20 protein-coding genes and 4 tRNA genes are annotated in these 21,729 nt (G+C 25.4%); 17 read left to right on the top strand and 7 right to left on the bottom strand.

Features of this window, described 5'->3' with window-relative positions; translation table 11 throughout:
* The first annotated feature begins 262 nt into the window (after positions 1-262).
* Complete coding sequence (ribB, locus tag ACOI1G_RS01315) at positions 263-922, top strand: 3,4-dihydroxy-2-butanone-4-phosphate synthase (RefSeq protein ID WP_422667523.1); 660 nt, start codon at positions 263-265, stop codon at positions 920-922.
* A 5-nt stretch (positions 923-927) separates the two neighbouring features.
* On the opposite strand, the gene tsaD is transcribed toward ribB, so the two are convergent.
* On the bottom strand, positions 928-1,935 hold the full coding sequence (gene tsaD, locus ACOI1G_RS01310) for a tRNA (adenosine(37)-N6)-threonylcarbamoyltransferase complex transferase subunit TsaD (protein WP_422667522.1): 1,008 nt from the start codon (positions 1,933-1,935) through the stop codon (positions 928-930).
* A 226-nt stretch (positions 1,936-2,161) separates the two neighbouring features.
* On the opposite strand from tsaD, the gene rpsU reads away from it, so the two are divergent.
* From rpsU to rpoD, 3 genes are all read left to right on the top strand, one after another.
* The gene (gene rpsU / locus ACOI1G_RS01305) at positions 2,162-2,377 is read left to right on the top strand and encodes a 30S ribosomal protein S21 (protein ID WP_053940044.1); all 216 of its coding nucleotides are present in this window, start codon (positions 2,162-2,164) and stop codon (positions 2,375-2,377) included.
* Positions 2,378-2,451: 74 nt separating this feature from the next.
* The gene (dnaG, locus tag ACOI1G_RS01300; protein WP_422667521.1) at positions 2,452-4,194 is read left to right on the top strand and encodes a DNA primase; all 1,743 of its coding nucleotides are present in this window, start codon (positions 2,452-2,454) and stop codon (positions 4,192-4,194) included.
* Between the two features lie 113 nt (positions 4,195-4,307).
* Positions 4,308-6,146, top strand: a complete 1,839-nt coding sequence (gene rpoD, locus ACOI1G_RS01295; protein ID WP_422667520.1) for an RNA polymerase sigma factor RpoD — start codon at positions 4,308-4,310, stop codon at positions 6,144-6,146.
* A 73-nt stretch (positions 6,147-6,219) separates the two neighbouring features.
* Here the strand turns inward: rpoD and cysE are convergent, their stop codons facing one another.
* From cysE to metF, 6 genes are all read right to left on the bottom strand, one after another.
* Positions 6,220-7,041 carry a serine O-acetyltransferase gene (gene cysE, locus ACOI1G_RS01290; protein WP_422667519.1) on the bottom strand — a complete coding sequence of 274 codons (822 nt, stop codon included), beginning with the start codon at positions 7,039-7,041 and terminating at the stop codon, positions 6,220-6,222.
* A 67-nt stretch (positions 7,042-7,108) separates the two neighbouring features.
* Positions 7,109-7,561, bottom strand: coding sequence for a protein-export chaperone SecB (secB, locus tag ACOI1G_RS01285; protein ID WP_422667518.1), 453 nt, complete (start codon positions 7,559-7,561; stop codon positions 7,109-7,111).
* A gap of 64 nt (positions 7,562-7,625) precedes the next feature.
* A complete protein-coding gene (locus ACOI1G_RS01280) occupies positions 7,626-8,075 on the bottom strand; it encodes a rhodanese-like domain-containing protein (RefSeq protein WP_422667517.1) in 450 nt (149 codons plus the stop codon).
* Between the two features lie 113 nt (positions 8,076-8,188).
* The gene (gene argH / locus ACOI1G_RS01275) at positions 8,189-9,568 is read right to left on the bottom strand and encodes an argininosuccinate lyase (RefSeq protein ID WP_422667516.1); all 1,380 of its coding nucleotides are present in this window, start codon (positions 9,566-9,568) and stop codon (positions 8,189-8,191) included.
* Positions 9,569-9,639: 71 nt separating this feature from the next.
* Positions 9,640-10,845, bottom strand: coding sequence for an argininosuccinate synthase (locus ACOI1G_RS01270; protein WP_422667515.1), 1,206 nt, complete (start codon positions 10,843-10,845; stop codon positions 9,640-9,642).
* 530 nt (positions 10,846-11,375) lie between these two features.
* The gene (metF, locus tag ACOI1G_RS01265; protein WP_422667514.1) at positions 11,376-12,254 is read right to left on the bottom strand and encodes a methylenetetrahydrofolate reductase; all 879 of its coding nucleotides are present in this window, start codon (positions 12,252-12,254) and stop codon (positions 11,376-11,378) included.
* A 68-nt stretch (positions 12,255-12,322) separates the two neighbouring features.
* On the opposite strand from metF, the gene murB reads away from it, so the two are divergent.
* The 13 genes from murB to rpoB all read left to right on the top strand — a co-directional run bounded on the left by murB (position 12,323) and on the right by rpoB (position 21,672).
* Positions 12,323-13,015 carry a UDP-N-acetylmuramate dehydrogenase gene (gene murB / locus ACOI1G_RS01260; RefSeq protein WP_422667513.1) on the top strand — a complete coding sequence of 231 codons (693 nt, stop codon included), beginning with the start codon at positions 12,323-12,325 and terminating at the stop codon, positions 13,013-13,015.
* Entirely contained in the window at positions 12,994-13,374 is a 381-nt protein-coding gene (locus ACOI1G_RS01255) for a hypothetical protein (protein ID WP_422667582.1), read from the top strand. Before murB ends, ACOI1G_RS01255 begins: the two co-directional genes overlap by 22 nt.
* A 155-nt stretch (positions 13,375-13,529) precedes the next feature.
* A tRNA-Thr gene (locus tag ACOI1G_RS01250) sits at positions 13,530-13,602 on the top strand.
* Positions 13,603-13,612: 10 nt separating this feature from the next.
* A tRNA-Tyr gene (locus tag ACOI1G_RS01245) sits at positions 13,613-13,694 on the top strand.
* 14 nt (positions 13,695-13,708) lie between these two features.
* Positions 13,709-13,780, top strand: a tRNA-Gly gene (locus ACOI1G_RS01240).
* 41 nt (positions 13,781-13,821) lie between these two features.
* Positions 13,822-13,895, top strand: a tRNA-Thr gene (locus tag ACOI1G_RS01235).
* A 279-nt stretch (positions 13,896-14,174) separates the two neighbouring features.
* Positions 14,175-14,552: a preprotein translocase subunit SecE gene (gene secE / locus ACOI1G_RS01230; RefSeq protein WP_422667581.1), complete on the top strand. Its 378-nt coding sequence runs from the start codon at positions 14,175-14,177 to the stop codon at positions 14,550-14,552.
* A 1-nt stretch (position 14,553) separates the two neighbouring features.
* Positions 14,554-15,099, top strand: coding sequence for a transcription termination/antitermination protein NusG (gene nusG / locus ACOI1G_RS01225; protein WP_422667512.1), 546 nt, complete (start codon positions 14,554-14,556; stop codon positions 15,097-15,099).
* A gap of 47 nt (positions 15,100-15,146) precedes the next feature.
* Complete coding sequence (rplK, locus tag ACOI1G_RS01220) at positions 15,147-15,575, top strand: 50S ribosomal protein L11 (RefSeq protein WP_422667511.1); 429 nt, start codon at positions 15,147-15,149, stop codon at positions 15,573-15,575.
* Positions 15,576-15,577: 2 nt separating this feature from the next.
* Entirely contained in the window at positions 15,578-16,273 is a 696-nt protein-coding gene (gene rplA / locus ACOI1G_RS01215; protein WP_422667510.1) for a 50S ribosomal protein L1, read from the top strand.
* A gap of 235 nt (positions 16,274-16,508) precedes the next feature.
* Positions 16,509-17,006: a 50S ribosomal protein L10 gene (gene rplJ, locus ACOI1G_RS01210; RefSeq protein WP_422667509.1), complete on the top strand. Its 498-nt coding sequence runs from the start codon at positions 16,509-16,511 to the stop codon at positions 17,004-17,006.
* Between the two features lie 68 nt (positions 17,007-17,074).
* Entirely contained in the window at positions 17,075-17,443 is a 369-nt protein-coding gene (gene rplL, locus ACOI1G_RS01205; RefSeq protein WP_422667508.1) for a 50S ribosomal protein L7/L12, read from the top strand.
* A gap of 200 nt (positions 17,444-17,643) precedes the next feature.
* Complete coding sequence (rpoB, locus tag ACOI1G_RS01200) at positions 17,644-21,672, top strand: DNA-directed RNA polymerase subunit beta (protein WP_422667507.1); 4,029 nt, start codon at positions 17,644-17,646, stop codon at positions 21,670-21,672.
* Positions 21,673-21,729: the final 57 nt, after the last annotated feature.

The following is a 21,729-nucleotide window of genomic DNA, read 5'->3' as shown; positions in this document are numbered from 1 at the left end:
AAAATATTATATACACTAATATTTAGTGAAAAAAGATATTTATAAGAAATATTTTAAATAATCTCTTATTTTTTATAAAAATAAAAAATTATATATAATTAACTATATTTCAAATGAATAATTTACATAAATATTTATATTGAAATTTATTGAGAATATAATAAAATATTTTTTTATCTGAAATAAAAAATTTAATATCTATGAATTTTTATATATAATATATTTATTATTAATATTTAAAAATATTTATTAAGGTTGTAAAATGAATGAAACACTTCTATCTCAGTTTGGAACACCAATCGAAAGAATACAAAATGCTATTATCTCACTAAAATCGGGAAATGGAATTATCATATTAGATGATGAAAAACGCGAAAATGAAGGAGATCTGGTTTTTTCACCTGAAAAAATGACTGTAGAACAAATGGCATTTACCATTAGAAATGGAAGTGGAATTGTTTGTCTTTGCATTACTGAAGATAGGCGAAAAAAATTAAATTTACCGATGATGGTCAAAAAAAATACTAGCCTTTACCGAACAGCATTTACAGTTACTATTGAAGCCGCAAAAGGAATTTCTACTGGTGTATCTGCAAAAGATAGATTAACGACAATTAAAACAGCAATGGCTGATGATGTACGACCTAGTGATCTTAATAAACCAGGTCATGTATTTCCTTTACAATCTCATCCTGGAGGTCTTTTAGAAAGAGCAGGCCATACAGAAGCAGCTGTTACCATTGTCTCGTTAGCAGGATTTAAACCAGCAGGAGTTATTTGTGAATTAACCAATAAAGATGGATCTATGACACGTACTCCAGAAGCGATAGAATTGTCTAAATATTATAATATCAATATAATAACTATAAAAGATATTATCTTATATTTAAAAAAACATGACTTTGATATAAAAAATAAATAAAATCATTAAAATATATTATGAATTGACCATTTAGGTTTAATAATTATTTCTAAATTAGTATTTTTAACTTTTTTTCTATGCAAAAACCCTAAATAAGCAATCATAGCTCCATTATCTGTACATAATGTAGAATCAGCAAAAAAAACTTCTCCATTAAAATAATTTTTCATCATTATTTTCGATTTTTTACGCAAAAGAATATTTGCACTTACACCACCAGAAATTACTAATCTGTTTAATCCTGTATTTTTTAATGCTTTTTTACTTTTAATTAAAAGTATATCAATAACAGAATCTTCAAAAGCTTGCGCAATATTTGCTTTTTCTTCTATGCTTGGATTACTTTTTTTTATAATATTTGCAGTAAATGTTTTTAAACCTGAGAAACTGAAATTTAAGTTAGAATGATATATCATTGGACGAGGGAAATATAATTTATTGTTTATGCTCATTTGAGCCAATTTCGAAATCGAAGGACCACCTGGATATTTCAATCCTAATAATTTTGCTGTTTTATCAAAGGCTTCTCCTGCAGCATCATCAAGAGAATCGCCTAATAATTTATATTGTCCTAATTTTTCTGCATAAACTAACTGAGTATGTTTTCCCGAAACTAATAAACCAATAAAAGGAAAGGGAATAGAATTCAAATATACCATAGGAGATAATAAATGTGCTTCCATATGATTGACAGGTAAAACTGGAATATTTAAAAAAAATCCTAAAGAACACGCAAATGTTGCTCCTACTAATAATGATCCTGTTAAACCTGGACCTGCAGTATATGCAATTAAATCAATATCAGACATAATATTTTTTTTTTTAAATATTTCATCTAAGAATTGGACCATAGATTTCATATGCATACGCGCAGCTAATTCAGGAATAATACCACCATTAAAATTATGTAAATCACTTTGATGATATAATTGATTTATTAAAAATCCATCATTACTGTCATATATAGCGATCCCAGTATCATCACAAGATGTTTCAATGCCTAATATTTTCATAAATTAAACCTATTTATTTTTAATTAATATGTAATAAAATATAAAATTTTTTAATGAATATTATAAAAATAAAAAATAATAATCATTAAAAATATTCATTATTAAATAGCATAATAAAAATGAATGCTTTACAATATCTTACTAGTTACAATCAATTTATTATTTATATAATATTTTAAAATTATTTAAAATCAAAAAATAATTCAATATCAGGACAAATATAGTTATGCCAATTATTAAAGTACGTGAAAATGAACCATTTGATGTTGCACTACGTCGTTTTAAAAGATCATGTGAAAAAGCTGGTATTTTAGCTGAAATTAGAAGAAGAGAATTTTATGAAAAACCTACTACAGAACGTAAACGTGCTAAAGCTTCAGCAATTAAACGTCTTGCAAAAAAACTTACACGAGAAAATGCAAAACGAATTCGAATGTATTAATTATATTTTTAGATTATCATTAAATAGTTAAAAACTGTTTTTTATAAAACAGATAATAACTTTATACAAAATATATGCCTGGAAAAATACCAAAATACTTTATTAATGATCTATTATCTCGAACAAATATTATAGAATTAATTAATGCACGCATAACATTAAAAAAACAAGGAAAAAATTATAAAACTAACTGTCCTTTTCATCATGATAAAACTCCATCTTTTACTGTAAGCTATGAAAAACAATTTTATTATTGTTTCGGATGTAATGCACATGGTAATGCTATTGATTTTCTTATCAATTATGATCACTTAAATTTTATAGAAAGTATTGAAGAACTAGCAATAACTAATGGATTAACAATACCATTTCAAAATAAAATAAAAAATGAATATTTTCAAAAAGAGAAAATATATTCATTAATGAAAAAAATATCTAAATTATATCAAAAAAATACACTTCTAACAGATTCATCTAAAAAATATATAAAAAATAGAGGAATCAATCAAGAAATGATAGATTTTTTTTCCATTGGTTTTATTGATAAAAATTGGAATGATTTTTCTAAAAAATTTAATATTAGTGAAAAATTTCAACAAGAATTGATAAAAAATGAAATTCTTTCCATTACTCCAAAAGGATATATATACAATCGATTCTATGAACGAATCATATTTCCTATTCATAATAAACATGGAAATATTATCGGTTTTGGAGGGAGAGCATTACACAATATTACTCCTAAATATATTAATTCTCCTGAAACTGATATTTTTCATAAAGGAAAAGAAATTTATGGATTATACCAAGTCAAAAAAAAATGTCTTAAACCAGAATATTTATTAGTTGTAGAAGGTTATATTGATGTTATAACATTAACACAATATAACATTAACTATGTTGTTTCATTATTAGGCACTGCAACAACAAAAGAACAAATAAAAATTTTATTTTGTACTACTAATATAATTATATATTGTTATGACGGAGATCTTGCCGGTATTAATGCAGCCTGGAGAGCATTAAAGATTGCACTTCCATATATATCAGAAACAAAAATATTAAAATTTATATTATTACCTAATAATGAAGATCCAGATACAATTATTCGTAAAGAAGGATATAATCATTTTAATAATCGTATTAAAAATGCAATGACCATGTCACAATTTTTTTTTCAAAATATATTAAAAAACGTTAATTTATATTCAATAGATGATAAATTTTATTTTAGCAAATATGCTCTACCTTTAATTGATAAGATTACTAACGACACAGTGCGTATTTATTTTCGTCAAATACTGGCTAGAAAAATAGGCATCTTAGATGATAATCAATTTAATAAATTTCTATATGAAACAGAAAATACTAAAAAACAAGATTACCAATTTAAAATTAAACGAACACCTATGCGAGTTCTTATTGGGCTCCTTATACAAAATCCTAGTTTAGCTCAAATAGTACCTAAAAAACTAAATTTTAATAATATTAAAATAAAAGGTTTACCTATTTTTTTAGAAATATTAAAAACATGTATAAAGTTTCCAAATTTAAATACAGGTCAATTACTAGAATTATATAGAGATCAAAAAATAATTAATATCTTTAAAATGTTAGCTAAATGGGATCATATGATTGCACCTAAAGAAATTAAAACAATGTTTTTAGATTTATTAATAAACATAAATAATAAAATTTTACAAAAAAGACAAGAATATCTTATTTCTCAAGAAAGAATCACAGGATTAACAATTAATGAAAAAAAAGAAGTTTGGTCTATTAATCAATCATTATCAAAAAAAACACAATATGACTAAATTTTTATTTAAAAAAATACTAACTATTGAAAACAAATAATATTTTTATTACTCATGATTGACAGATCAGTCAATTAATACTCATACAATTAAAAGAAGTTGGATAATGTATTATGGAGCATAACCCAAAATCTCAACTTAAACTACTTGTTACACATGGTAAAGAGCAAGGATATTTAACCTATTCTGAAATTAATGATCATTTACCAGAAGATATTATTGATTCTGAACAAATTAATGATATTATTCAAATGATTACTGATATGGGTATTCAAGTAGTAGAAGACGCACCTGATGCTGATGATCTTATTTTAAATGAAACAAATACAGATACTGACGAAGATGCTGTTGAAGAAGTAACACAAGTGCTTTCTAATGTAGAATCGGAATTAGGTCGTACTACTGATCCAGTACGTATGTATATGAGAGAAATGGGAACTGTAGAATTACTTACACGAGAAGGTGAAATTGATATTGCTAAACGTATTGAAGAAGGAATTAATCAAGTTCAGTCTTCTGTTGCTGAATATCCGGAAGCAATTACTTATTTGCTTGATCAATATGATCGTATTAAAACAGGTCAAATACGACTATCAGATATTATTACTGGTTTTATTGATCCAAATGTAGAAACATTATTTTCTCCTGTTAATATTCATATTGGTTCAGAATTATCTCATGAAGAACATGATCATGAAGAAGACTCAGAAAATAATCCAGAAGAACATGAAGAAGATCATGCAATTGATCCAGAATTAGCTAATGAAAAATTTTCTGAATTACGAAATCAATATATTAATACTAGTAATACAATAAAAAATAAAAAAAGAAATCATAAAGATTCATTAATAGCAATCTATAATCTTTCAGAAATTTTTAAACAATTTAGATTAGTACCAAAACAATTTGATTACTTAGTAAATAATATGCGTTATATGATGGAAAGAGTACGCATACAAGAAAGATTAATTATGAAATTATGTATAGAAAACTGTAAAATGCCAAAAAAAAATTTTATTAATCTATTTTTAGGACATGAAACTAATAATCAATGGTTACTTGTTGCACAAAATATGAATCAACCCTGGTCTGAAAACATTAAAACAGTAAAAGAAAAAATTATTATTAGTATTAATCAATTAATTAAAATAGAACAAGAAACAGGTCTAACTATTGAACAAGTAAAAGATATTAATAAAAGAATGTCTATTGGAGAATTAAAAGCTAAACAAGCAAAAAAAGAAATGGTTGAAGCTAATCTTAGATTAGTTATTTCTATAGCTAAAAAGTATACTAATCGAGGTTTACAATTTTTAGATTTAATTCAAGAAGGTAATATTGGACTTATGAAAGCAGTTGATAAATTTGAATACCGACGTGGTTACAAATTTTCCACATATGCTACTTGGTGGATTCGACAAGCAATTACACGATCTATTGCAGATCAAGCCAGAACGATTCGAATTCCTGTACATATGATTGAAACCATTAATAAACTTAATCGTATTTCAAGACAAATATTACAAGAAATCGGTCGAGAACCCACTCCAGAAGAACTATCAGAAAAAATGTTAATCCCCGAAGATAAAATTAGAAAAGTTTTAAAAATTGCAAAAGAACCTATTTCTATGGAAACACCGATTGGAGATGATGATGATTCGCATTTAGGTGATTTTATTGAAGATACTACTTTAGAACTACCATTAGATTCAGCAACATCTGAAAGCTTACGTTCTGCTACACATGATGTTTTAGCAGGATTAACAGCACGAGAAGCAAAAGTATTGAGAATGCGATTTGGAATTGATATGAATACTGATCATACTTTAGAAGAAGTAGGAAAACAATTTGATGTTACTCGTGAAAGAATTCGACAAATCGAAGCAAAAGCTTTAAGAAAACTAAGACATCCTAGTAGATCTGAAATATTACGCAGTTTTTTAGATGATTAATTTAATTGTCTTATTTTTAAAATTTTATATTTAAAATAATTAAATTTATATAAAGTTTTCAATGTGAAATATTTTAAATACCATCTCCATATTGAAATGTTTTTCTATTTGCACAACTATTATTCTCTTTTGTAAAAAATATTTTTTTACTATCTGATTTTCTAACAATTTTAGCTGGAACGCCAGCCACTGTCACATATGAAGGAACAGTATGTAATACTATAGAACCAGCACCTATTTTTGAGCCGACACCTACTTCAATATTTCCTAAAACTTTGGCTCCTGCACCAATCATGACTCCTTTTCGAATAATAGGATGTCTATTTTTACCAATATTCTTGCCTGTACTACCTAGTGTTACTGATTGTAAAATTAAAACATTATCTTCAATAATGACATTTTCTCCAATTACAATACCAGTTGCATGATCCAACATTACACCAGATCCTATATGTGCAGCTGGATGAATATCAATTGCAAAAACACTAGATATTCTACTTTGTAAATAAAGAGATAATTCAGTATTATTTTCTCTCCAAAGAATATTACTCACTCTATGTACAGCTATAGCATGAAATCCTTTAAAATACAATAATGGTGTTAAATAATTTTTTACTGCTGGATCATGTTCCACTATATTTCTTATATCTTGGGATAAAAAATATAATATTTCTGGATATTTTAAATAAATCTTTTTAAAGACTTGTTGAATACTATCTGTAGAGATAAGAAATGTAGATAATTTATTCGCTAATATATAACTTAAACAATCACTAAATTTTTTATGATCTAATATACTTTTTTGATAAAATTGATATAAAAAAGGTTCTTTTTGAATTATTAAAGAAGCTTCTTCTTTTATTTTATGCCATATTTCTGATACTATTAAAAACATACATTTTCCTAAATATATTTTATTTTTAATATTTTAATTGTATGTATAAAATATTTATTAAAAATTATTATTTTTTATTATTATTTTTTTCTAATTCAAGATTTTTATAATAAATTGAATCAAAATTAATTGGCTCCAAATTCAATTGAGGAAAACTAGCATGTGATACTAAATTAGAGATACATTCACGTACATATGGAAATAAAATCGTAGGACAATAAGAACATAAACAATGTTTTTTCATGTCTTTATCTAAATTAGTTATAAAAAATATACCTGCTTGCTGTACATCACATAAAAAAACTAATTTATCTTCACTTTTAACTGTTACTCGGACATGTAAAACAACTTCAAATATATTTAACTCTACTTTAGTAGATATAGTTTTAAAATCTAAATGTATAGTAGGTTTCCAACTTTCACTAAAAATATTAGGTGTATTAGGAGCTTCAAAAGAAGCGTCTTTTATATAAATACGTCGAATTTCAAAATATTTTTTTTTTATTTCTTTTTCTATCATATTTTCTCCATTATAACAAATAATAAATTTATACTATTTTTAAAAAAATAAAAATTTTTTAAAATTATTTTTTTATTAATAATTGTTCCGTAGAAATTAATGGATAATCTTTAAGATTCCAAAATTCTATACTATCTTCTAATATATAAATACGATTAAATCCATATTTATTTAATTTATTTGTATATTGATAAATCTGATTAAGATCACTAAAAATAAAAATTAAAGGTTTTTTTTTATATAAAAATAATTTTTCTATTTTTCCCGATAAAATATTTTCTAAGGGGATATGAATAGATTTTATAATATGGCTTTTATTAAACAGTTCTATAATGCGTGTATCAATTATTATTGCATCTTCTTTAGAAAGTAATTTTTCTGCTTTCTGATTATTGATTAAAATAAATTTAGAAAAAATATTTTGTATAATAGATGATATTGACAATATGAATAAAAAACACCATATAATACTCAGTATTAAATTTTCATGAATAAAAAAAAATATATTTTGCATGAATTATATATTCCTTTAATATAAAAGGTATTTAAAGATAATTATTTTATATTAAATAATAAAAATATAAAATTTCAATTAAAATTATCTCAAAAATACAGAATCATAAAATACTAAAAAATATTTAGTCTTTTTTTTGATTTTATAATTTCTTGACAAACTTGTTCAGGAGCTACACCACCTTTAGATTTCCTTTTTTTTAAGCATGATTCTAAAGTAATATGTTCATATATATCTTCTTCAATTAGATCACTATATTTTTTAAATATGAATATTTCTAAATTATTTAAAGATTTATTATCATGAATTGCTCTTAATACTAATTGACCAGATATATGATGCGCTTCGCGAAATGTTAATCCTTTTTTTACTAAATAATCAGCGACTTCTGTAGCATTAGAATAACCTTGTTCTGCTGCCTTTTTACAGGACAGACTTTTCATTTTTATATTATTTAATACTAATTCAGATACAGATAAGCAAATATTCCAGGTATATAATGCATCAAATAAACCTTCTTTATCTTCTTGCATATCTTTATTATATGATAAGGGTAATCCTTTTAATACTGTTAATATAGAAAATAAAGATCCGTGTACACGACCACATTTAGCACGAATTAATTCTAATGCATCAGGATTTTTCTTTTGCGGCATTAAAGATGATCCTGATGTAATATCATCAGATAATTCAATAAAATTTGCTTCACCGGAATTAAAAAAAATTAAATCTTCAGAAAAACGTGATAAATGAATCATACCAATAGATGCTACAGATAATAACTCAATAACATAATCTCTATCAGATACGCTATCAAGACCATTTCTAGTTGCTGAAGAAAAACCCATACTTTTTGCGAGTTCTTCGCGATCAATATTCCATGCTGTACCTGAAAGAGCACCAGAACCTAAAGGGCTTATATTAAGTCTTTTTAATACATCCTTAAGTCGACTTACATCTCTTCTAAGCATTTCAACATAAGCTAAACACCAATACGAAAAAGTAATAGGTTGCGCTCTTTGTAAATGAGTATATCCTGGCATAATAATATTATGATTAGATTCTGCACTAATAATAAATTTTTTTTGTAAAGAAATAATACTATTCAATAATAAATTAATTTTACTTTTACACCACAGTTTTAAATCTGTTGTAATCTGATCATTTCTACTACGTCCAGTATGCAATTTCTTTCCAAGATTACCAATTTTTTCAATCAGTTTCATTTCTACCCAGCTATGAATATCTTCTGAATCACTAATTAAAATATTTTGATTATTATCTTTTACTTCTTTTAATAATGATAAAAGTGCAATTTCTATTATTGATTGTTCTTTATGAGTTATAATATTACTCTTCATTAACGCTTTTGACCAAGCAATAGAAGCAATAATATCTTCTTTTGCTAGAATATAATCAAAAGATAAAGAAGAATTAAATTTTTTAAATAACTTATTTGATTCTCGAAGGAATCGTCCACCCCAAAGAGTCATATTATTTCTCTATAAATTAAATAGTAAGATAATGTTAATTAAAATATATACATTGAATAAAAACAATAATTTTATTTATTTTTTGCACGTATTCTCGAAGAAAGTGAAAATAAACGAATAAAACCTTCTGCGTCTGATTGATTATATACTTCATCTTTACTAAATGTTGCATATTCTTCTGAATATAATGAATTAGGAGATTTTTTTTGTACAGCGGTAACGCTACCTTTATATAATTTTAATATTACTTTACCATTTATTTCAGATGATAAAGAAGAAGATGCAGCTTGTAAAGATTTTCGAATTGGAGAAAACCAAAACCCATCATAAATAACTGAAGACATTTCTAAAGCAATTTTTTCTCGCCATTTAAAACTAGCACGATCCAATACTAACTGTTCAATGGCTCGTATACCACAAAACATAATAGTACCACCTGGAGTTTCATAACATCCTCTTGATTTAATACCAATTATTCGATTTTCTATAATATCAATTCTACCTATAGCATGTTTAGAACCAATTTTATTTAATTTTTCTAAACAATACAATGGATTTAATCTTTCATTATTAACCGCAATAACACAACCTTTTTCAATTTCTAATAATACATACTCAGCCTTTTCTGGAGCATTTTCAGGATTTATTGTCCAATTCCAACAAGAAGTATTAGAAGGATTCCAAGGATTCTCTAATAATCCTCCTTCAGTTGAAATATGCCAAGCATTTTCATCTTTACTGTAAATTTTTTCTAATGTTGCAGTAGTTTTAATATTACGATCAGATAAATATTGTAATAATGACTCACGTGAATAAAGATTCCACTCACGCCATGGAGCAACAACATATAAATCTGGAGCTAATGATGCATAAGCTATCTCAAATCGTACTTGATCATTTCCTTTTCCAGTTGCACCATGACATAATGTATTTGCACCTATTTCTAATGCTAATTCTACTTGTTTTTTTGCAATTAATGGTCTAGCAATAGCTGTACCTAATAAATAATTTCCTTCATATAATGCACCAGTTTGCAACATAGGATAAACATAATCTTTTATAAATTCTTCTTTTAAATCCAAAATAACACAATCAGATGCACCTGAATGCAATGCTTTTCCTTTAATATTATGTAAATCTTCTTTAGATTGTCCTATATCTGCAACAAAAGCAATAACTTCTATATTATAATTTTCTTTTAACCATGGAATAATTGCTGAAGTATCCAAACCACCAGAATATGCTAAAACAACTTTATTAATTTTTTTATTTCTCATTATTTACACTCATTTAATTATCTTCTAATGATAAAAAGTAATAATTCTCATATTATTTAATTATATTTTTAATTTTTTATCATTTTATTTATATTTTAAAAATCAAAATACAATATAAATAGAAATATATTTATTAGAATAGTGTTTATGCATAATAATTATAATTTACTATAATAAAAATAATTTATTTTATACCAAAAAATAAATAAATATATAAAATCAAAATTAAATCATAAAATGAAAAAAATTTTTTCTATTTTAATATAAAATCAAATTATTATGCATATTATTAATATATCAAAAATATATTTATATTTAATACTTTAATAATCATATAAAATATTAATTAATTTTTAAAAACTAAAATATGTATTAAACATATATAAAAAAATTATCTTATATTTATAAGATATTAATATCAAAATTTTTCCATTAAAAGTACAAAAAATAAAAATATTAATCTCTCTATTTTTATTATAAAATACTTATATAAAAGAAAAAATATTTTTTAAATAACATATATCCATATATCAGCATCTTAACATATGACAAATAGAATAAATAACTTCATATTTATTTAATGTATAAAAATGAAAATTATTAATTCCTTCAGATAATAATTTTTTAACAATATCTACCACTATTATACTACCAATAATTTCTTGAGTAATTAAATCTTTTTCTAACCCTTTAAACATATGTAATATCCATTTAGGAATACATACATTAGTTAAAGCAGAAAAACGTTGTAATTGCAAAAAATTAGAAATAGGTAAAATCCCAGGAATAATATCAATATTTATTTGATGCTTTATACAATTATCTCGAAATCGTAAATAATTATCAACATTAAAAAAAAACTGAGTAATTGCTCTATTGGCACCTGCATCTACTTTCTTTTTTAAATTAATAATATCCATTGTAGAATTTTTTGATTCTGGATGCATTTCAGGGTAAGCCGCTACAGTAATATCAAAATCAGCAATATTTTTTAACAATTTTACTAAATCTAAAGCATACATTTTATGTTTATAATTTTTTTCTGGAGAATCACCACGTAACGCAACAACACTTTTAAAACCACTATTCCAATATTTTTCTCCGATTTCTTGTAATTCAGCAGATGTAGTGTTAATACAAGTAATATGTGGAGAAGTTGTAATACCAGTTTTTTTATAAATTTTATTCACAATATTATACGTTTTTTTCCGTTCACCGCTATTTGCACCATATGTCACTGAAAAAAAAGAAGGCTTTAATATTTTTAATTTATCAACAGACATCCATAATTTTTCTTCTAAAATAATATCTTTAGGTGGAAAATATTCAAAAGAAAGATTATTAATAACATTATTATTTATTAATTTTCTATTTAATCTATCTTTATAATGTTGATTAAAAAAAATCATACATCAACTCCATTTATATGTTTGTATAAAATTGTACAATAACGTATTTAAAATTGGATAATATTTATATGTATATAAAACATGCTGATTATAATTTATCTTTAAAAGATTTAAACACATTTGCTGTTAATGTAACAGCAAAAAAAATAATTTTTGTTAGTACTATTTCACTATTAATAAATATATGGCATAAATGTAAAACTTCCAAAGTACCTTTTATCATATTAGGTGAAGGAAGTAATATTTTATTTTTAGAAAATTATCTAGGAATTGTAGTTATTAATCGTATTAAAGGCATTAATATTACAGAAAAAAATAATTTTTGGTATTTACATGTTAATTCTGGAGAAATATGGCATGATCTCGTACAATACACTTTAAAAATAGGATTATTTGGATTAGAAAATCTAGCATATATTCCAGGTTGTGTAGGATCAGCAGCAATTCAAAATATTGGTGCATATGGTCTAGAAATCAAAAATGTATGTAATTATGTTGATATTATTTCATTAAATAATGCTTCAATACAAAGAATTAATTTACAACAATGTAATTTTTCTTATAGAAATAGCATTTTTCAAACAAAGTACAATTATGGTTATGCTGTGCTTTCAGTAGGAATAAAACTTTCTAAAATTTGGAAACCAATAATTTTCCATTCATTTTTTAAAAATATTAATCTAATACAAATAAACCCATATAAAATATTTAATACTATATATAATATTCGAAAAAAAAAATACCTAATACTAAGAAAATAGGTAATGCTGGTAGTTTTTTTAAAAATCCAATTATTCCATTAGAACAAGCTCAAAAAATCATTGCATTATATAAAAATATTCCATTCTACCCTCAAAAAAATGGATATATAAAAATTTCTGCAGCCTGGTTAATTAAAAAATATCAATTTAATGATATTAAAATTGGAGGTGCGTCTATTTATAAAAAAAATAAATTAATATTAATTAACAAAAATAAAGCATTACCTAAAGATATTATCAATTTAGCAAAAATTATACAAAAATGTATCAAGAAAAAATTTAATATTATATTAGAGCCAGAAGTATATCTAATTGATTCTCTAGGAAATAAAAAATCTCTCCAAGAAATATCATTTTAATATTATTAAATTAATTATTCAAAATAAAAATATATAAATATTTTCAATTATTAATCTTGTTTAAAATAAATTTTTTAAAAAATTTAATATTTTTTGCTAAAAAACTTGCAATAATAATAGAAAATTATATAATTATTATATATTCAAAATAAAAAGCCGGCTTAGCTCAGCAGGTAGAGCAACTGACTTGTAATCAGTAGGTCACCAGTTCAATTCCGGTAGCCGGCAAAAATTGTAAGGTGGGATTCCCGAGCGGCCAAAGGGAGCAGACTGTAAATCTGCCGTCATAGACTTCGAAGGTTCAAATCCTTCTCCCACCAAAATATTTTATTATGCGGACATCGTATAATGGCTATTACCTCAGCCTTCCAAGCTGATGACGCGGGTTCAATTCCCGCTGTCCGCTAAATTGAATAAAAAAATCTATCTGCTAAATTAATAAAAACTGCTGATATAGCTTAGACAGGTAGAGCACACCCTTGGTAAGGGTGAGGTCCCCAGTTCAATTCTGGGTATCAGCATTAATTTAAAAATTCCCAACAATACAATAAATTTGTATTATAATATTTACTCCAAAAAAAAATATGGTAAAATTATTTGCCAAAAATCTCACCTAAAATTTTCTATATTCTTAATATCATATAATATTTTAAAATTTATTATAATCGGTATATTTATAAAAATGTATTATTATGAATGTTTTTAATTCTAATTATCAATATTATTGAATATAAAAATTAACTATAGAAAAATATATATTTTTCTAACTTATTTTATAATGTTAACAAATTATGAATATTATTAATTATGAACATCAAAAAAGATCTAAACTATTAGAAAAAATAAAATGGATATCTATATTTATACTACTGTGTATATCTTTTTGTAGTACATACTATTTATATAAAAATTATTTTTTTCTTTATATTACTATTTTATCTTTATTAATCGGAATAGGAGTAAAAATTATACTATCCACTAAAAAAGGAAAAAATAGTTTAATTTATATAAAACAATCATATGGTGAAATAAAAAAAATAATATGGCCTCAATATAGAGAAACTTTATACACTACATTTATTATTATTATTGTTACGATTCTTATGTCTCTTATTCTTTGGGTTTTAGATAGTATAATATTCCGTTTAATAGCATTTGTTATTAATATAAGGTTTTAAAATGAATCAAACTCAAAAAAAAAAATGGTATGTATTACAAGCTTTTTCTGGATTTGAAAATCGTGTTGCACAGTCAATACGTGAATATGTTAAATTAAATAAAATGGAAGATGCTTTTGGTGAAGTCATGATTCCTTCAGAAGAAGTAGTCGAAATTAAAGGTGGACAAAGAAAAAAAAGCGAATATAGATTTTTTCCTGGTTATGTTTTAATTCATATGATTATGAATGATTCCACTTGGCATTTGATTAAAAATATTCCTCGGGTTCTTGGATTTATTGGCGGAAAATCTGATAAACCCTCTCCAATTAGCGATAAAGAAGTAGAAGCAATTGTCAATAGATTACGTCAAATTGGCGATAAACCAAGACCAAAAACTGTATTTGAACCAGGAGAAATGATTCGTGTTAAAGATGGTCCTTTTGCAGATTTTAATGGTATTGTTGAAGAAGTAGATTATGAAAAAAGTAGATTAAAAGTATCTGTTTCTATTTTTGGCCGATCTACGCCTGTAGAATTAGATTTTAAACAAGTTGAAAAAAATTAATATTATTTTTTACTTTTAAGAAAAATATATTATCAAGAGATTATACAATGGCTAAAAAAATACAATCTTATATTAAATTACAAGTATCTGCAGGAATGGCGAATCCAAGCCCTCCGATTGGTCCAGCATTAGGTCAAAAAGGTCTAAATATTATGGAATTTTGTAAATCCTTTAATGCTAAAACCGAAAAAATAGAAAAAGGATTACCAATTCCAGTAATCATTACTGTTTATTCAGATCGTTCTTTTACATTTATTACAAAAACTCCACCAGCTTCTATTTTATTAAAAAAAGCAGCAGGTATCAAATCAGGCTCCAAAAAACCAAAAATAGAAAATATTGGAACAGTTACTCATGAACAAATTAAAGAAATAGCAATCATAAAACAAGATGATATGACTGGTTCTAATATTAAAAATATTATTCGTTCTATTGAAGGAACTGCTCGTTCCATCGGTTTAACTATAAAGGAATAAGAATGAATAAAAATACTAAAATAAAAAAAAATATCCATGATCAAATTGATTTAAAAAAATTATATCATATTGATGAATCTATAGAATTATTAAAAAATTCATCTACCGTAAAATTTATTGAAAGTATTGATATTGCAATTAATTTAGGAATTAATCCTAAAAAATCAGATCAAAATATCAGAGGATCAATCATTCTACCTAATGGTACTGGACGTTCTGTTAGAGTAGCGGTATTTACTCAAGGTAATAATATTGAAATTGCTGAAAAAGCTGGTGCAGAACTAATAGGAATGGACGATTTAGTTGAAAAGATAAAAAAACAAGGTATAAATTTTGATACTGTCATTGCATCTCCAGATGCTATGAAAATAGTAACAACAATTGGTCATATTTTAGGACCTAGAGGTTTAATGCCTAATCCTAAACTAGGTACAGTCACTACAAATATTGCTCATGCCATAAAAAATGCTAAAACAGGACAAATCTGTTACCGAAACGATAAAAATGGCATTATTCACGCTACTATTGGACGTTTAAATTTTCATAAAAATAAAATTAAAGAAAATTTTCATACATTCTTAGAATCTATTAAAAAATCAAAACCACCGCAATCAAAGGGAATATATATAAAAAAAATCACATTATCAACAACTATGGGAATAGGATTAACTATTGATCCATCTAGTTTATTAATTTAAAAAAGTAATTTCTATTATATACTAGACGTTATACAAAAAATTATCTATAATGATGTCCCCGTTTTTTAATAAACATCCAAAAAAAATTAATTTTCATTAAATATATTTTTAACATCATATATCGATTATATTAATAAATTAATTTTATAATTAAAGTATGATGATACTAAAACTATGTAATTTAAAAATTAATATTAATTTATTTTATAAATAAAAATACGGGAGACTCGCATAAATGGCATTAAATCTTCAGAAAAAAAAAACAATTGTATCTAAAATTCATGAAATTTCTAATATAGCACTTTCTGCAATAACGGCAGATTCACAAAATATTAATGTTAATACAATGAATCAGTTGCGAAAAGATGGACGTAAAATAGGCGTTACAATGAGTGTTGTACAAAATACTTTATTATCTTTAGCTATTAAAAATACATCTTTTGAATGTTTACAAAAAAATATAAAAGGTTCAACTTTTATTGCATATTCTATGCAACATCCAGGAAGTGGTGCAAGATTATTTAAAGAATTTTCAATAAAAAATAATCAATTTAAAATTACAGGAGGTGTATTTGAAGGAAAAATACTATCACTTTTAGAAATTAATCAACTTGCAGATATGCCTACGCATAAAGAAGCAATTATTAAATTAATATTAACATTAAAAATAGCATCTATTGGAAAACTTGTTTATACATTATCTGCTATAAAAAAACAAAAAGAAAACTTATAAATAATTATTATTTTAATATATTGTTAATATTTAATATAAGTTTATATAGTCATTAGGAATAAATATTTATGTCTATTACTAAAGAACAAATTTTAGAAGCTGTATCAACAATGTCTGTAATGAATATTGTAGAATTAATTTCTGCAATGGAAGAAAAATTTGGTGTTTCTGCAAATATGGCCATGAATACTAATAATAATACAGAAAATAATGCCGTTGAAGAAAAAACAGAATTTGATATCTTTCTAAAAGTGATTGGCCCAAATAAAGTATCTGTAATTAAAACTGTACGTAGCGCTACAGGATTAGGATTAAAAGAAGCAAAAGATTTAGTAGAATCTGCTCCAACAGTATTAAAAGAAAATATTAGTAAAGAAGATGCAGAATCACTTAAAAAAACACTAGAAGATGTTGGTGCTGAAATCGAAATCAAATAAAATCTATTATCACTATAATTTAATTAATCCTTTAAAAAGGCTGGTGCAATGTGAACACCAGCCATTTTAAGAATATTATATAATGAAAAATTAATTTTATAAAAAAATATTAATTTATATAATTAATAAAATATAAACATTATCTCTCCTGTTAAAATACATTTAGAAACTAATTATTCGTCAAAGAATTGAGGAACCCCATGGTTTACTCTTACACTGAAAAAAAACGCATTCGTAAGGATTTTGGAAAACGTCCTCAAGTTTTAGATATACCATATCTTCTTTCTATTCAACTAAATTCTTTTAAAAAATTTATACAACAAGATATAAAAGGTCAACATGGATTAGAAGCAGCATTTAGATCTGTTTTTCCAATTAATAGTTATAATGGAAATGCTGAACTACAATATGTCAGTTATAGATTAGGAAAATCTATATTTAATGTAAAGGAATGTCAAATAAGAGGTGCTACTTATTCTTCGCCATTAAGAGTAAAACTCCGACTCATTATCTATGAAAGAGAAACATCCGAAGCAAAAGTTAAAGATATTAAAGAGCAAGAAGTATACATGGGTGAAATACCTTTAATGACTAATAATGGAACCTTTATTATTAATGGTACAGAAAGAGTTGTAGTATCACAATTGCACCGTAGTCCAGGAGTTTTTTTTGACAGTGATAAAGGAAAAACACACTCTTCAGGTAAAGTTTTATATAATGCTAGAATTATTCCTTATCGTGGATCTTGGTTAGATTTTGAATTTGATCCAAAAGACAATTTATTTGTCCGAATTGATAGAAGAAGAAAACTACCAGTAAGTATTATTTTACGTGCACTTAATTATAATACAGAACAAATATTAGATATTTTTTTTGAAAAAAATATTTTTCAAATTAATAATAATATTATTCAACTAAATCTAGTACCAGAAAGATTACGTGGTGAAACTGCATCATTTAACATTGAAAAAAATGATATTATCTATGTCGAAAAAGGGCGTCGTATTACAGCTAGACATATTCAAGAATTAAAAAAAAATAAAATTACATCTATTGAAGTTCCAATAGAATATCTTTTAGGTAGAGTAATATCAAAAAACTATATTAATAAAATTACTGGAGATATAATTGTATCTGCTAATACAGAATTGTCATTAGAAAATTTAACACAATTACAAAAACTTAATTTTTCATCTATTGAAACAATATTTACCAATGATTTAGATCATGGTCCATATATATCTGAAACACTTCGAATTGATTCTTCTTCTGATCGTTCTAGTGCATTGATAGAAATTTATCGAGTTATGAGACCTGGAGAACCTCCTACAAAAGAAGCAACAGAAAATTTATTTGAAAATTTATTTTTTTTAGAAGATAGATATGATTTATCTTCTGTAGGAAGAATGAAATTTAATCGATCTCTATTTCGAGATACAATTGAAGGACCTGGTACTTTAGATAAAAATGATATTATTGATGTTATTAAAAAATTAATTGATATTAGAAATGGAAAAGGAGAAGTAGATGATATTGATCATTTAGGTAATAGAAGAATTAGATCTGTTGGAGAAATGGCAGAAAATCAATTTAGAATTGGATTAGTTCGAGTTGAAAGAGCTGTAAAAGAAAGATTATCTATAGGTGATTTAGATACATTAATGCCACAAGATATGATTAATGCTAAACCTATATCAGCAGCTGTTAAAGAATTTTTTGGTTCTAGTCAATTATCCCAATTTATGGATCAAAACAACCCCTTATCAGAAATCACACATAAAAGACGTATTTCAGCGTTAGGATTAGGAGGATTAACCAGAGAAAGAGCAGGATTTGAAGTTCGTGATGTCCACCCAACACATTATGGTAGAGTTTGTCCAATCGAAACACCTGAAGGACCAAATATTGGATTAATTAATTCTTTATCTGTTTATGCTCAAACTAATTCATATGGTTTTTTAGAAACACCTTATCGAAAAGTACGAAATAATTTAGTCACTAAAGAAATTCAATATTTATCTGCTATTGAAGAAGGAAATTATATTATTGCTCAAGCTAATACTAATCTTGATCAAAATGGTTGTTTTACTCATGATTTAGTAACTTGCAGACATAAAGGTGAATCTGGTTTATTCAATGCAGAACAAGTACATTATATGGATGTTTCAACACAACAAATTGTCTCAGTAGGAGCTTCTTTAATACCTTTTTTAGAACATGATGATGCTAATAGAGCTTTAATGGGTGCTAATATGCAACGTCAAGCTGTACCCACATTAAAAACAGACAAACCTTTAGTGGGTACGGGAATGGAAAGAGCAGTAGCAGTAGATTCAGGTGTTACAGCAGTTGCAAAAAGAGGTGGAGTTATTCAATATATTGATGCATCTCGTATTGTAATTAGGGTTAATGAAAAAGAAATGAATTCAAATGAAGCTGGAATTGATATTTATAATTTAACTAAATATACAAGATCTAATCAAAATACATGTATTAACCAAAAACCTTGTGTAAAATTAAATGAAAAAATTGAAAAAGGTGATGTTTTAGCAGATGGACCATCTACTGATCTTGGTGAATTAGCATTAGGACAAAATATGCGAGTAGCTTTTATGCCATGGAATGGATATAACTTTGAAGATTCTATTTTAGTATCAGAAAAAGTAGTACAAGAAGATCGATTTACTACTATTCATATCCAAGAATTATCGTGTATTTCTAGAGATACTAAACTAGGACCAGAAGATATTAGTTCAGATATACCTAATGTAGGTGAAGCAGCTTTATCAAAACTAGATGAATCAGGAATCGTTTATGTTGGTGCAGAAGTAACAGAAGGAGACATATTAGTAGGAAAAGTCACTCCTAAAGGTGAAACACAACTAACACCAGAAGAAAAATTATTACGTGCTATTTTTGGTGAAAAAGCCTCGGATGTAAAAGATTCTTCATTACGAGTACCTAATGGAATGTCTGGAACAGTAATTGATGTTCAAATTTTTACAAGAGAAGGTGTGAAAAAAGATAAGAGATCTATAGAAATTGAAGAAATGCAATTAAAAAAAGCAAAAAAAGATATTACAGAAGAATTTAAAATATTTGAATGTAGCTTATTTATTCATATAAAAAAAATATTACTATCTTATAATATTAATATAGAAATACTGAATCAATTACCCTATGAAAAATGGTTTACCATAGATATCAAAGATAAAATAAAAAAACAAAAAATAGAAAAACTATCAAAACAACATAGTGCATTAAAAGCTAAATTTAATAAAAAAATTGAAAATAAACGTCGAAAAATAACACAAGGTGATGATCTTTCTCCAGGAATTTTAAAAATTGTTAAAGTATATTTAGCAGTCAAACGTCAAATTCAACCTGGTGATAAAATGGCAGGAAGACATGGAAATAAAGGTGTTATTTCTAAAATTAATCCTATTGAAGATATGCCTTATGATGAACATGGAACACCTGTTGATATCGTTTTAAATCCATTAGGCGTTCCATCTCGTATGAATATTGGGCAAATATTAGAAACACATCTTGGCATGGCAGCCAAAGGAATTGGTGATCAAATTAATGCCATGCTTAAAAAAGAAGAAAAGATATCTAATTTGAGAAAATATATCCAAAAAGTTTTTGATTTAGGTGAAAATTTAAGACAAAAAGTAAATTTAGATACATTTTCTAATGAAGAAGTACTCCAATTAGCAGAAAATTTAAAAAATGGCGTACCAATTGCTACTCCTGTATTTGATGGTGCACAAGAAAATGAAATTAAAAAATTATTAAAATTTGCTAATTTACCTTCTTCTGGACAAATTGTTTTATTTGATGGAAGAACAGGTGAAAAATTTGAAAGACCGGTTACTGTAGGTTTTATGTATATGTTAAAGCTCAATCATCTGGTAGATGATAAAATGCATGCACGTTCTACTGGTTCATATAGCTTAGTTACACAACAACCATTAGGTGGAAAAGCACAATTTGGTGGACAACGTTTTGGGGAAATGGAAGTTTGGGCGTTAGAGGCATATGGAGCATCTTATACATTACAAGAAATGTTAACTGTAAAATCTGATGATGTAAATGGTCGAACAAAAATGTATAAAAATATTGTAGATGGAAATCATCAAATGGAACCTGGTATGCCAGAATCTTTTAACGTACTCTTGAAAGAAATTCGATCTTTAGGAATTAATATTGAACTAGAAAATGAATAATATATTTTTAAAAAATATAAAATTAATCAAAAAATCATAAATTGATCACCTTAAACG

The sequence above is a fragment of the Buchnera aphidicola (Pterocomma populeum) genome (assembly GCF_049314985.1).
Taxonomy (GTDB): domain Bacteria; phylum Pseudomonadota; class Gammaproteobacteria; order Enterobacterales; family Enterobacteriaceae; genus Buchnera; species Buchnera aphidicola_BQ.
Note: the sequence above shows the minus strand (reverse complement) of the source record. Positions and strands in the feature narration are given on the sequence as shown.